The organism is Candidatus Vampirococcus lugosii (genome assembly GCF_018420025.1).
Lineage (GTDB): Bacteria > Patescibacteriota > Gracilibacteria > Absconditabacterales > Absconditicoccaceae > Vampirococcus > Vampirococcus lugosii.
In genome coordinates, this window is the sequence record NZ_JAEDAM010000021.1 from 1 (window position 1) to 14,505 (window position 14,505).

Consider the following 14,505-nt stretch of genomic DNA (forward strand, 5'->3'; position numbering starts at 1 on the left):
AATATCTAATTTAGTTTTAGATAATGTAAATATTCAACTACTCAATCTTTTTTATAATTTCAAGAGATTTTTTATATACTATAAAAATTTTTTATATATAAATTTCTTTGCAAAATTCAAATAAATAATTAAAATTCAATATTGAAATTTAATCAAAAATAAAAATAAAAAAATGAGTGAAGAGAATAAAATCTATATAATAATTTGAAAAGAAAGTCCTACAAACAAAATATTGTCAAAATTATTAAAAGAACATATTAAAGAAACTGAATGAATTAAAGATAAAAATATATTACCAGCTTTAGAAAATAGTCTTACAGAAAAAACATCATTAAAAAAATTTATAAAAGACATATTAGAAATTACTAACAATAAGAAAATTGAGTTTATTTCTTTAAGTTTTAGGAATACAAAAGATGAAGATATATCATATATTAATTCACTTCAAAAAGAATTTTCAATTAAATCATTTGAAGAATATTTACTTTCTTAATAAATTAAAAAAGTAATTTATTAAACTATCAACTTTATTTTTATTAAAATTATAAAATATCTGATTTTGTGGATTAATTTCATTTATTATTTTAATATATTTATTTTTTTCTATTGGAGATAATATAGAATAAATTCAATCATCATCTTTACCTAAGTCTCATATACTAAATAAATCATATCAACCTTTTTTAAAGTTAAATCAATTTATATATAAAATTCAACTAGAAAAATTCTTATATAATATAACATAAGAATAATATCACTCATCTTCAATATTTAATCTTTTTTCAGCTCAAGGAGATAATAATAAAGATTCATAATCTTTAATAACTTTAAGATCTGAATATTTTCTTTTATTTTCATCATAATATTTATAACAATAGATAATATTACTTGCTTCAAATTTTCAATCATTAACAATGATAGGATATCCTTCTTTAGACTGCAATTTAATTAAAGGTCTAAACTCTTCAAAAGCTAATTTATTTTGAATTTCACTATTTTTATTAAATTTATAAGCCAAATATCAAACAACAATAGCTACTATAAAACTTCAAACTCATCATAACACTTGAAACCATTCAGCAGAATTTTCACTAAAAAATAAAAAATTAAAAGATAATCAAAAAGAATTAATTACACTTTCAAAGTATAATCAAAAAAGGAAAAAGAAAATTGAAAATAAAACTACTATTATTTTATAGTTTGAAGTGATTTTTTTAAATATTTTTATCATAACAATAAACTTAATCAGTTAAAATTCTTTATTTTCCAAAAATTCAATTGCTTTTGTTTCATCTTGTTCTATAAAGATTTCTACAGATTTTTTTGCTTTTTCCAATAGATTTTTTGAATTTTCCAATGCTTTGTGTGAATCTTGTACTAATTGAGCTATTTTTGATTGAACTTTTTCATCAAGTTTTGGTAGTATAAATTTAGCAAAATCATTTTTATTACTTGCTTCTAAGATCATTCCTCTTGCAGTTCTTTTCAATAGTTCTCTATAAATCCAAGATTTCATTAAAATTAAATTTGTTTCAGCATTAAAAAATTTTGGTTTCAATATAAAAAATCAAGTAGAAGCAACAAAATCTTCTTTATTATGATCAACAATAGCTACTTTCTCAGCAGAACCACGAATAGAAGAAACAAGAACATCATTTTTTTCTATTTTCATTTGTGCCCTACTTGGTAAGTCTTGAGATAATATTTTATTATTTGAATTTACAGTTCCCAAACTTGCATTTATATCTGCAAGTTCTATATATTGAAAAGATTTGTTTTCCTCTTTTTTGATTCTTTTATTTGAAATTGTTATAAGATTATCTAAATGATCCCATCATCAATGATAGTTTTTAATTTTTTCTATAATTTCATCATATTTTGGTTGGAAAAATTCAGCATCTATTCTTCAGAAAATATCTATTTCTTTACTATCTTTGATAGAAATATTGTTTTCTGTAGGTTGATAATCTTCTAATCAAATTTCTTTTAGCAATACTTGTTCAGCTTGTGAATATAGTTTTTTTGATTCTTCTCTTTGTTGGTAAGATTCTTGAACAAGTTCAGCTATTTTTTGTTGGAAAGAATTTGAAGGAATAGGAAAAGGTAGGTTATCTAATATATAAGTTGGAAATCTTGGGTGCTCATTTCATTCTTGACTATAAAATAATATTTTTTGAACTTCTTCAGTAGATAGAAATATATATAAAAATTCAGGCAATAGTCAATTATTAGTTTTTAATGGTAGCAATTCAGTTGTTGTATATACTAAATCATCAAAAATAATTCAAACTTGTTGTAAATACGGTCTCAAACGAGAAATAACAACTATTTTATTTCATACAATATTTTTTGTGCTTTTTATATTAGAAACTTTAGATTCTATTATCTCATTTATTTGAAAATTTCATATATTTTCTAGTTCTAATAATTTTATTACTTCATTTTGATTTTTATAATTTTTGGGACTAAAAGTTTTTTTATCAAAATAAAATAATTCTCATAATTTACAATATTTTTTAGATTTTAAATAAGATATAGAATTTATTTTTTTAGGATGATAAACTTCTGCTCATATTCTATAAGAATATTCCAAATCTTTCACTTCCACAATTGAAACATCAAGATTTTTTTGTTCTATTATTTGTTGGTAGGTCATTGGTTTTTAAGACTATTTAAAATTTTTATCATTTCTTGTATAGAATTATCTAATTCTTCCTCTGAATAATCATCATTATGATTATTCTCTGGATGATGAATAGAATGTCTTATATATTCTTGAAGTGAAACATCAATTTCTTTTCATTTAATTCAATTTTTATCTTTAACCCATTTTTTTGTTTTATCTATTTCATTTAATTCAATTTTATTTTTTATTTCTAAATATCAATAAAGCTCATTATGAAATTCAACTGTAGGTAAATTATAAGCATAATAATTTATTTCTCACCAAGAAGGACTATATTTTCAAAATAATCAAAAGTTTTCAGCTGTATTTTGTATTTTTATAGTTTCATCTTCTTTAGTAAAAATATTTACTTTTTTTAATTTTCATCAAGTTTCTTTAAAAATATATGGAGAATGTGTTGTTAAAAAAATTTGTTGTGTTTCTGATAACTTATTTAATGCTTTAATAAGTTTTATTTGAGCTTTAGGATGTAAACAAATTTCAGGCTCATCAATAAAAAAATAAAATGGTTTTTTATTTTTTTCTTCTGATTCTGGCAACATATTTATATATACTTGTAATAAAGTTAATGCTATAGCTCTTTGCATTCAACTTCATTTCTCATCTAAAAAAGTTTTTGTTCCATCATCAACTTCAATTTTTGTATTTTTAAAATATGAACTAACATCTAAATTTTCAAAGTGAAAGTTTATTTTTGCATCTCAAAATTGTTCTTTAAAAGTTGTTTCTACATCTTGTCAAATTTCATTCAATTTTGATTTTAAACTATTTTCTCAATCATTAAAAACTTCATTATATTTTTTCTCAAAATCAATATATTCTTGACTATCCTTAAATCATTCAGATATTTTTGAAATCAATTTTCAAACTATAGTTGTACTTCAAAATTTAGTTATTTCTTCTGGATTTGTATCTGCCCAAATAAAATCAATGTCAAAATATTGTTTAAAAGATTTATCAAATCAAGTAGGATTTTCATATTGCAAAGATTCAAAATTATAAACTCATAATTTTTTAATATTCATATCAACAGACTTTTTTCATCATTGATCAATTACTTTTTTCTCTGAACTTCTTCATAATTTAATTAATTCCATTCAATCATCTAATTTTTGAATATATTTTTCATATTTTGGTCTTAAATTATCTAATGAATTTCAAAGCATTTCAATTTTAACTATTACAGGATTATTTTTATTGTTTTTATTTTTTAAATCATCTTCATTACTTCATTTTGGTAGTCAAGAAAATAAAAAATTAACAGCTTCAAAAACTGTTGATTTTCAAGTATTGTTTTCTCATATAAAAAAGTTTAATCAATTATTTTTTTGATTTGGAAAATTAAAATCTATTTCAGTTTTTCATCAAAATCATTTAAAATTTTCAATTATGATCTTTTTTAAAAACATTTTCAATCAATTTTAAAAAACTAAACTACTCACTCAAAAAATTAAAATCTTGTTCTTTTCACCACTGCACAAAAGCATCTGCTATATCCATCAAATCAGTTTGTAATACTCTATTTTCATTTTCATCTTCTTTATATACATAATCACCACTATTATCTTTGAAAGGTAATTTGGAAGTAGCAAAAAATATTGGATAATTTTTAACTTTTGGATTTCATCACTCATCAAGTTCATCTTCTTTCCATTTTTGTAAAAACAATACTGATGTTTTTGTTCAAGTATGAGGTTTAAAAGCATTTTGATCCAATCCTACTACTGACAAAATCCTTGCTTTTTTCATGATAAAATCACGAATATGTTCTTCTGATGTATTATTAAAAACTCATTGAGGCAAAACTATTGCAAGTCTTCAACCAGGTTTTACTACAGATAAATTTCTTTCTATAAATAAAATATGTCTTGAAGTTTGACTTACAAGCTTTCATTTTTGATTTTTACCTAAATCATAATCAGATAACAATCTTTTGTCTGCTACTTTACCAGCAAAGGGAGGGTTTGCCAATAGCACATCAAATTTTAGTTCTTTTAAACTTTCTTTGTTTTCTTTATCTTTTTTAATATCTGAAAATTCTTGTATAAGATGAGATCTTTCTAATTCATATTTTATAGGTGATTTATGCCAATTGTTTGTATCCAAAGAATTAAGTTTGAAAATATGACTTTTACCATCTCAAGCTATAAGCATAATAGCCCTTGAAATCTTGGAAGTTCTTTCATCAAAATCTATACCAAATAAATATTTTTTTGCATATCTATCCCTAAAATCTGAATCAGAAGCTTTTGGAAAATGTTTTTCTCTTACATATTTCATAGTATGCACCAAAAATCAAGCACTACCACAAGCTGTATCTATTACATAATCTTTTTTTCAAGGATTCAACATTTTTACACACATATCAATAACTACTCTTGGTGTAAAATATTGTCCTTTCTCTCATTTACTAGATTTTTGTATAAGATACTCAAATGCATCATCTATCACTCTTAAATCACTTCCAAACAATGATATATTTTCAAGTAATCAAACACATAAAGACAAATGTTCTGGTGATAATTTAATTTTATCTGTTGTTTCAAAAATATCATATTGCCATTCTTCTTTTGCTGATTCAAAAAGTTCATCTATTGCATCTTTAGTTTTTTGTAGATTTTTACCATATTTTCTAAAAAATAGTTCTTCATTTTGTCTATCTTTTGCCTCTGTTTCATCAAATAATTTTGCAAATATTATTTTAAAAATCTCTTCAAATGCATCAAAACCAGTATGAGCCAAAACTAATTCTTCCAAGTCTAAAATTACTTTTGAAAGATCTTGTTCTTCAAGGTCTGATAAAGTTTTCTTTTTCTTAAAAAGATCTTCTACTTCTTCACCATATTTTGGAATGTCTCAAAGTGTATCAAAGTCAGCTGGATAAGGTCTATATAAGATAGTATGTACTTGTCAGTTCAAAGCAACTCATATAGGAGCTCATTTTGCATTTAGATAACTTTTCAATTGTTCAAGATCATTTTTTTGTCATGGAGCTTTTAGTTCTATTACAATTTTTTCTGTAGTATTATCATCACTATATACTACAACATCTACTCTTTTATGATCATATTTTTCTCTACCAAATTGGACATCAACTTCAGTATCTATAAGTTTTTTTGGATATTTATATTTTTTGATCAATTCATCTATATATAATTGTTTTACTATCTCTTCTGGTGCAGATTTTCAAGTTGTTTCATTATATATAAGTCTTTCTTCTTCTCTTCTTCATAATGATTTAATATAATATTTACCTTCTTCTCAATCTTTTGTATAAAATTTTAGATTTTCAAGATTATCAAATAATAATAATGATTTTTCAGGGTTTGGAAAAATTTTTTTTAAAACTTCTTTAGTATACACCATAATATAAATATTTTGTAAATAAATACTACTTTTTATATACTCATTTTAAACTTTTTTTCAACCAAAATATTAAAATATATAAGGAAATAAAGCAGGAGTTTTTGATTTATATTTTTCATATTCACTATTTCATTTATATCTATTGTCAGTCATAGCAACTCAAGATACAAAAATTAATAGTAAAAAAATTACTAAAAATCATATTAATGAAAAAATATTAATTTGTAATCAAATAAAACTTATTCAAAACCAAAAACAAATTTCTCAAAAATAATTTGGATATCTATGAAATTTTCTCAATCATTTTTTTAATATTTCTCATTTTTTTCTAATTTTCAAAAACTTAAATAATTGATAATCTGCTATACTTTCATATATTAATCAAAATAAAGATATAATAGTTCATATAATTAAAAATATATTAATTCAAAAATCTTTTTCTCAATAAAATATTATAAATAAAGGTATAGCTATGATAAACATAATTATCATTTGTAAAATATATATTTGAAAAAAACTTTGAGTATAGAAATATTTCCATTCATTTCTCCATTCTTTATATCTACTATCTTCTCAAGGTTTTTTTAATTTTCTATAAAATATATAACTTGACAATCTAAGTCCCCAAGCAAGAATTAAAAATAATGTTGTTAGTTGATAAATATATTGATCTGATTGAAAAAATAACATTATTGCTATGATTCAAAATCATAATCACCAAAATATATCAACTATAGAATTATCTTTGATATATATTGATATAAAAAATAAAACTAAATAACATAAAAAAATAACAAGTAAAATACTAATAATATCTATCATAAAAATTTTAATTTAAATAAATAAAATTTAATTAATATCAAAAAATAACTAAATTTCAATAGCATTAATTTTATTTAAAATAAATTCTTTATCTTGTGTTCAACATAACACAAAAACTTCTTGTGCTGTTCATCATTTTTTCATAATAAATTTCATTCCACTTTCAGTTTTGTAAGAAAATGAGATCTTTTTATGACTAGATCATTTTTGTTTTCTATAAATTCTTCAAGGTATAATTCTTTTAACTTGAGGAATTTTTTCTATACTTTCCAAAACTTTTTTGAAATCACTCAATATATGATGTTCTTTTTTTATTTTTCAAGATTGATATTTCATATTAAAAAAATATTATTCAATATAATTTTTCTCATTCTTTTATTTCATTTAATATTTTATCTGAAAAAAATATTATAGTAAAAGCAATTCAATTTACCAAAAAATGAAATGCAAAAGTATATATCAAAGATTTTGTTTTATTATATATATAAGCAAGTATTAATGCCAAAATAAATAAATTTCAAAATACTGAAAATTCAAAATGGATGAATGTAAAAATAAATGCAGAAAAAAATATTCAAATATATTTTCAATATCATTCAGTCAACATTTTTTGTATATATCATCTATAAACTATTTCCTCAATAAGAGGCACCAATATAGCTATCATCAAAAACATAATTAAATGTTCATACCAATTATTTATAGAGATTTGTCATATAAAATTAGCTACATTTTGTTCTCCAAAAAAACCTGGAAAATTAATTCAAATTAAGTTTATTATAAATAATAAAAATCATGATATTAAAATATATAAAAAATATGCACCTATAGTATATTTAAATAAATTAATAAATCATAACCAAACAAATTGTTTTTTATAAAAATTTATTATATAATTAAAAAATTTTTCTTTAATATTATTTTCACTTACTTTCATAGCAATAAATAAAAATATTCATACAAATATTTGTTGAAATAAAAATGCAATAATAAAAATACTAATAAAATTTAAATTTAAACTTAAAAAAAATGATTTTATTAATTCTACATAATATGTAGGTAAATATTTCAAAAATAAGTTTAGCATAAGATAAAGTCAAACAAATGTAGACACTCACAATAATTGTTTTTTCATTTTTAACAAAAAACTAAATATATAAAAAAATAAAAATTACTTTATAATATCTTTTTGAACTACAAAAACACTATTTCTACTATTTTTAATAGTGTCATTTTCTCATTTATTATTTATATAAAAAATATCTCTAATACAAAATCAACTTGATTTCAATAAATTTATTTTTTCCATATGAGAAAATATATGATAATATCTATATAATGTTTTTTCTCAATTTTTCCAAGGTATATAAATATCTTTCATAGAAAAATATCAAGAACTTAATATAGATTTCAATCTAGAAAAAAAAATATTTTTATTATACTTTTTTCTAAACCAATCTGACATAGTCCAGTTTATAGAAATCAATTTTCAATTATATTTCAATATTTTGTAAATATACTTCAAAATTAATTTTCTTTCAGATTTGTTTGGAATATGTTGAAAACTTGCTATCATAAAAACAAAATCATATTCTTCTTGACTTTCATTTTGTAAAAAATCTAACATATCACTTGTATAAAAATTATAATTTGGATATTTATTTTTTGATATATTTATCAAATTTTCAGATATATCAACTCAAGTATAATCTATTTTTTCAAAATCAGATAATTCTTCTTGTAAATAATTTAAAATCCTAGCATTACCACATCCCAAATCTAATATTTTAATATTTTCTTTTTTATATTTTTTAATTTTTTCCAAAATTATTTTAAATTCTGGCCAATATTTTTGTCTAGTTTGATTTCGTTTTTCACTTTGAGAATTATAAAAATCTTTAATTTGTTGTTTTGAATTCATTTATATATTAATTAATATTTTTATATAAATAATATTATTAAAAATAATATTTCATCACTCATTACAAGTGGATAAATATTTCATCAGTCATTCTGAGCGAAGGCGAGGAATCTATTAATATTTATTCTTTGATACCTGAATATTCTATTAAAAATTTGGATATATCTCTATTTATAAATCAAGCTGTACTTCCTCATCGTTCTGATTGTCTAGGACGACGAACTTGAGTAATTATAACATATCTTGGATCTTTGGCAGTAGTAACTCATGCAAAACCTCATATAGTCCATCATGCACCAGATTGATAGGATCATTGAAAAGCAATTTGAGAAGTTCATGATTTTCATCATACACTATAAAAAGGAATTCAAACCATACTTCATAAATGTTGTTCATCTTCCATATCTAATATATCTCACATAGCTTTTAACATTTTTTCAGAAGTTTCTTGAGAGAATATTTTATGCCCCAATTTAGGTTCAAAATAAGTATATTTATCTGTTTCTCTATTATATATTTTATCTAATATTGTAGGTCTAACACTATATCATCAATTAATCATTGTAGAATATGCACTAGCTAATTGAATTGGAGTTATTAATAATCATTGTCCAAAACTATTATTGAAGAATCTAGCCATAGAAAAATCTTCTAAACCAGTAACTCTACCAGATTCTTCACCTGCAAGTTCAATTCAAGTAAGTTTACCAAATCAGAGTTTATCCAAATAAGAATAAAAAACATACCTTGTAGTTTTTTGAACTATTCTTACCATTCACACATTACAAGACCAATCAAGTGCATTAAGAAAAGTTTTATATCATTCACATTGAGATTGAACATTACTTATAGTATAAGGTCAAATTTCAACACTTCATTCATCTTCATAACGATCATCAAGCTCAATTTCATCAGAATCAAGTCAAATTGCTGTAGTAACAGATTTAAAAGTACTACCAGGTTCAGAAGGATAAGCTATATTTCTATCTATAAATACTTGTGGTCATAATTTATTTGTAAAAACATATTTTTTTAAAGTTAAATCTTTCCTTTCAGAATAAGTTGTCATTCTCAAATCTCAATCATCATTTAACAAAACAGGAATATCAATATATTGATCATCATCTACAATATCTCTTTGATCATAAGATAATGGCTCAATGTTGTAATAATCAGAATAAGAATTTGGATCATAATTTGGATAATTTACAGATGCTTTTATTTTACCAGTATGAGGATCCATAACCAAAACTGATATAGTATCAGGAACTAATACATTATAATATGTTTTTACAATTCTTTCTACATTTTCTTGTATAGTAGGATCTATTGTAAGATATACATCAGAACCATTAATAGGATTTTTTATTTCAAAATTATTTGAACCAACAATTCATATCCATGGTACAGATACTCAAACCATTTGTCAATCTATTCATTTAAGGATATCATCAAAATATTCTTCTACTCAATAAAATCATTTTCATTCATTATTTATATATCACAAAATATGAGACATAAAAGATCAATAAGGATAATATCTTTTTTGACTTTTTTCATAACCTAATCAATGCAATAAAGGTACAGAATCTATTGTTTCAGTAAAATATTTTTCTTTAAGATCATTTATTTTTTGAATAATTTGACCTGACACATTATCTGCTATTCTTACATATCTTATTTCTCTTTCTTGTAAGCTTTTGACAATTACTTCTTGAGTATAATTATATCAATGTTTATTAAATAAATCTAAAATTTCCCTACTAGTACTATTAATATTATTTACTTTAGTAGGAATGAAATAAAGATAATTTCAAACTATAGAAATATAATCTTTATCCAAATTTTCAAGTTTATTAAGAAAATTATTATTATCAAAATATCAAAAATAATTTGCTTTTCTAATTCAAGGTTTGGTAATATCAGATAATTTTTCTGATATAAGCTCATATGCATCATCTTGAGAAAAATCATCAATAGCTTCTTGAGTTTTTAAATCAAAAGATTGTTGATCAAGAAAAATTTCTTGAGAATCTCAAGTTAAGAAAAAAGTTTTTTCTTCTTGTGGCAATATTTTAACTCAAGAAAAATCTTCTATATTTCTTATACATGTAATTTCATCTGGAACTTCAAGTCCAAATTGTTCACAAAAATGTTCATATAAAACTGGTGTTATTTTTTCTACAAATCATTCTCTATCATTAATAAATCATGGATCAGCAAATATAGTATATATATTAATATTTTCAGTAAGTTTTCTTTCATTTCAAGAGTTATCAGTTACAAAAATATTTCATCTTTTAGCAGTCAAAGTAGTATTACTAGCATGTTGAGTAAATAATTTTTTTTGATATTCTTTTGCATTTACAACTTGTAAATAAAATAATCTACCAAAAATAATCATAAATAAAAAAACAAAAAATCAAATTATTTTTATTTCTTTACTTGAATTTTGTAAAATATTTACATATTTATTTGATTTAGTTCTTTTTCAAAATCTTGATCTAATTTTTTCATAATAAAATGTTAATTTTCTATATATTTTATCTTTCAAAATATTATCTTTTTTTCTTTTATTATTTTTTTTTCAAAATTTATAAACAAAATTTTTGTAATACAAAAATACATTTTTTAATATTTTATTTTTCAAAATATTATCTTTTTTTCTTCTATTATTTTTTCTTTTCATATACAAAAAAACTTATTTATTTAAATTATTTATTTGATTTTGGCAATGGTTTAGCATTTTTACAATCTGGATATTTATTACAAGCAAGAAAAGGTCATCTTTTACTTTTTTTTACCATCATTTTTCATTCTCAACATTTATCACAAGTTTCACCTCAATATTTTTCTTCAAGTTTTTCTATTTTTTCATCAGGTATTTTTCATATCCATTTAACTTCTGGGTATTCACTACTTGCCAAAAAAGGTCAAAATCTTCAAATTTTTACAACTATTGTTCATCATTCAGGACAAGGTTTTCATTCAAATTTTTCTTTTAATGAATCAAGTTTTGATTTTTCTTCTTCAGATTGTCTTATATATTTACAATCTGGATAATTACTACATCAAATAAATTTTCACATTTTTGAAAATTTATATACTAATTCATTTCAACATTCAGGGCATTTTTCTCATACAATCATTTGTTCAGCTTCAGCATTATCAGCATTTTTTAATTCTTTTTCAAATTTTGTCCAAAAATCTTTCATCAATTTTTTCCAATCTTTTTCTCAATGAGAAACTTTATCCAAATCTTTTTCCATTTTGGCAGTAAATTTGTAGTCCATAAGATTTCAAAATTGTTTTTCCAAAAATTTATTTACAACAAAAGCTATCTCAGTAGGAAATAATTTTTTTGCTTCATCTTTATCAACATATCATCTATCAATAATAGTTCATATTGTTGGTGCATAAGTTGATGGTCTACCAATTCATAATTCTTCCATTTTTTTTACTAAAGAACTTTCTGTATATCTACTTGGTGGTTTAGTAAATTGTTGGTAAGCAGATATTAATTTTGAATTTAATGTTTTTCATTTATTCAAAGATGGCAAAATTTCTTCATTACTAGGATAAGATCATAAAAAATCTTTATATATTCTATAAAATCAATCAAAATAAATTGTTTGTCATTTAGATAACCAAATTTGATCTTTATCTTTTTCAGGACTAAACTCATAAGTAATATTTTCAGCAATAGCTTCACTCATTTGACTTGCTATAGTTCTAATCCATATCAATTGATAAAGCATTTTTTCTTTACTAGCAAGAGATGTTTCATCAGGTGATTTTTTTATATTTGTAGGTCTTATAGCTTCATGAGCTTCTTGAGCAGAAGATCATTTAGTTTTGAATTGTCTAGTTTTTACATAATTTTCTCAATATTTATCTTGTATAAATCATTTACAAGCTCAAATTGCTTGTTTGGAAAGATTGCAACTATCAGTTCTCATATATGTAATATATCAATTTTCATATAATTTTTGTGCTACCATCATAACTTGTTTTACTCACCATCAAAACTTATTTGAAGCTTGTTGTTGTAATGTAGAAGTTATAAATGGAGCTTGAGGATTCTTTTTTGATTTAGTTTTTTTAATATTTATTAATTCAAAATCTATTCAAGATTTATAATTTAATACTTTATTTCATGTTTTTTTATCTTTACTTTCTTTAGGTTTTTTTAAATCTAAATTAGTTAAAGATTTATCAACATCTTTTTCATTTAATAATTTTATTTTTTTATTTTTAATTTTATCTAATTGAGCTATTAATCATTCTTGTCATTCAAAATCCGTAACTATTTTCCAAGATTCTTCAGGTTCAAAAGATTTTATTTCATTTTCTTTTTCTATTACAAGTTTTACTGCAACGGATTGAACTCTTCATGCAGAAAGTCATCTTTTTACTTTTTTCCACAATACTGGTGAGACTTTGAAACCAACTAATCTATCCAAAACTCTTCTTGCTTGTTGACTATTTACAAGATCTATATCAACTTGTCTAGGATTGTCTATAGCATTTTGTAATGCATCTTTTGTAATTTCATGAAAAACAATTCTAGGAGTATCTTTCAATTTTAATTTAAGTGCCGTCAATAAATGCCAAGCTATAGCTTCTCATTCACGATCTTCATCAGTTGCAAGCCATACTTTTTCATAATTTTTTGCTAATTTTTTTAGTTCTGTTACTGTTTTTTTCTTATCAGGCATAACTTCATAAGTAGTTTCAAAATTATTTTCTATATCAATACCAATTCATTTTTTTGGTAAATCTATAATATGTCCCATACTAGCAACTATTTCATAATCATTTCACAAAAATTTTTTAATTGTTTTAGATTTTGCTGGAGACTCTACAATAACTAAATTTTTACCATAACTATTTGCAATTATTTTTTTCTTTGTTGTTTTGGTACTAGTTTTCTTTGTAGTTGTTTTATTATTTTTTTTGGTAGATTTTGGCATAAATAAAAATATTTATTTTAAATAAATTATATAATAAATTGTTTATATTAGTTTATTTATTTTTTTCAAGAAAAAATTAAAGTAAAATATATAAAATATAAAATTATACTTAAAATTTTAATCTTCTACACTAGAAAAATAAAAAACAACAAAAGACAACTTGAAAAAGATAAAAAAAATAATATAATTTAAATGTTGGAAATTAATTAATATTTAATATTGAAAATTATGAAAAAATGAGTAAATTTAGTTGTGAGTTGTGAGTTGTGAGTTGTGAGTTGTGAGTTGTGAGTTGTGAGTTGTAAATTAGATAGTTTATGTATAAATAATTTTTGAGTTAATAAAAAAACATGATAGATTTTTTTCTATTGTGTTTTTTTATTGATTTAAGAAAAAATCAATACAATATATTTTATATATATTAAATACAATAAAAAATGAGAAACAATAAATGATTTACATTAGTAGAAGTTGTGGTAACAGTGTGAATTATCGCAATATTGGCGGTAGTAGGATGAATTAGTATTAGTATTTGGGTAAGTAAAGCAAGGGATGCACAAGTGGTAAACAATGTGCAGACTGTAGCATGAGGACTTGAAACTTATCATATTAAGAAATTTGAATTTCCTGAACCAGATGGGAATGTTTTGACATGAAATTTGGAACAGTGAATGATATGATCTTGAGTGATGAAGAAATTATCAAGTTTTGTAAATGTAAAAAATTTATCAAATTCT

At 22.1% G+C, this 14,505-nt stretch carries 13 protein-coding genes; 3 read left to right on the forward strand and 10 right to left on the reverse strand.

The annotated features are described in order from the left end of the window. Positions 1-172 precede the first annotated feature (172 nt). Positions 173-493, forward strand: a complete 321-nt coding sequence (locus VAMP_RS02430; RefSeq protein ID WP_213348848.1) for a hypothetical protein — start codon at positions 173-175, stop codon at positions 491-493. Here the strand turns inward: VAMP_RS02430 and VAMP_RS02435 are convergent. From VAMP_RS02435 to topA, 10 genes are all read right to left on the reverse strand, one after another. After that, positions 482-1,231 (reverse strand): hypothetical protein, encoded by a 750-nt coding sequence (locus tag VAMP_RS02435; protein ID WP_213348850.1) that lies wholly within the window; start codon positions 1,229-1,231, stop codon positions 482-484. The genes VAMP_RS02430 and VAMP_RS02435 overlap by 12 nt on opposite strands. 18 nt (positions 1,232-1,249) lie before the next feature. Then, complete coding sequence (locus tag VAMP_RS02440) at positions 1,250-2,656, reverse strand: restriction endonuclease subunit S domain-containing protein (RefSeq protein ID WP_213348852.1); 1,407 nt, start codon at positions 2,654-2,656, stop codon at positions 1,250-1,252. After that, the gene (locus VAMP_RS02445) at positions 2,638-4,095 is read right to left on the reverse strand and encodes an ATP-dependent nuclease (protein ID WP_213348854.1); all 1,458 of its coding nucleotides are present in this window, start codon (positions 4,093-4,095) and stop codon (positions 2,638-2,640) included. The genes VAMP_RS02440 and VAMP_RS02445 overlap by 19 nt, the downstream gene beginning before the upstream one ends. 25 nt (positions 4,096-4,120) lie before the next feature. Then, positions 4,121-6,052, reverse strand: a complete 1,932-nt coding sequence (locus VAMP_RS07000) for a type I restriction-modification system subunit M (protein ID WP_213348856.1) — start codon at positions 6,050-6,052, stop codon at positions 4,121-4,123. Positions 6,053-6,121: 69 nt separating this feature from the next. Beyond that, complete coding sequence (locus tag VAMP_RS02455; protein WP_213348858.1) at positions 6,122-6,874, reverse strand: DUF1295 domain-containing protein; 753 nt, start codon at positions 6,872-6,874, stop codon at positions 6,122-6,124. 48 nt (positions 6,875-6,922) lie between these two features. Then, a complete protein-coding gene (locus VAMP_RS02460) occupies positions 6,923-7,210 on the reverse strand; it encodes a DUF2103 domain-containing protein (protein WP_213348860.1) in 288 nt (95 codons plus the stop codon). Between the two features lies 1 nt (position 7,211). After that, positions 7,212-8,009, reverse strand: a complete 798-nt coding sequence (locus VAMP_RS02465; protein WP_213348862.1) for a CPBP family intramembrane glutamic endopeptidase — start codon at positions 8,007-8,009, stop codon at positions 7,212-7,214. Between the two features lie 36 nt (positions 8,010-8,045). After that, positions 8,046-8,795 (reverse strand): class I SAM-dependent methyltransferase, encoded by a 750-nt coding sequence (locus VAMP_RS02470; protein ID WP_213348864.1) that lies wholly within the window; start codon positions 8,793-8,795, stop codon positions 8,046-8,048. Between the two features lie 121 nt (positions 8,796-8,916). Beyond that, positions 8,917-11,484: a peptidoglycan D,D-transpeptidase FtsI family protein gene (locus VAMP_RS02475; RefSeq protein ID WP_213348866.1), complete on the reverse strand. Its 2,568-nt coding sequence runs from the start codon at positions 11,482-11,484 to the stop codon at positions 8,917-8,919. Between the two features lie 25 nt (positions 11,485-11,509). Beyond that, on the reverse strand, positions 11,510-13,768 hold the full coding sequence (topA, locus tag VAMP_RS02480; protein ID WP_213348868.1) for a type I DNA topoisomerase: 2,259 nt from the start codon (positions 13,766-13,768) through the stop codon (positions 11,510-11,512). Positions 13,769-13,996: 228 nt separating this feature from the next. Here topA and VAMP_RS06675 point away from each other — a divergent pair, with 228 nt between their 5' ends. Together VAMP_RS06675 and VAMP_RS02485 are read left to right on the forward strand one after the other, a co-directional pair. Then, positions 13,997-14,125, forward strand: a complete 129-nt coding sequence (locus VAMP_RS06675; protein ID WP_275052388.1) for a hypothetical protein — start codon at positions 13,997-13,999, stop codon at positions 14,123-14,125. A gap of 80 nt (positions 14,126-14,205) precedes the next feature. Next, positions 14,206-14,505, forward strand: a 300-nt coding sequence (locus VAMP_RS02485; RefSeq protein WP_213348871.1) for a type II secretion system protein, incomplete at its 3' end; no start/stop codon positions are given.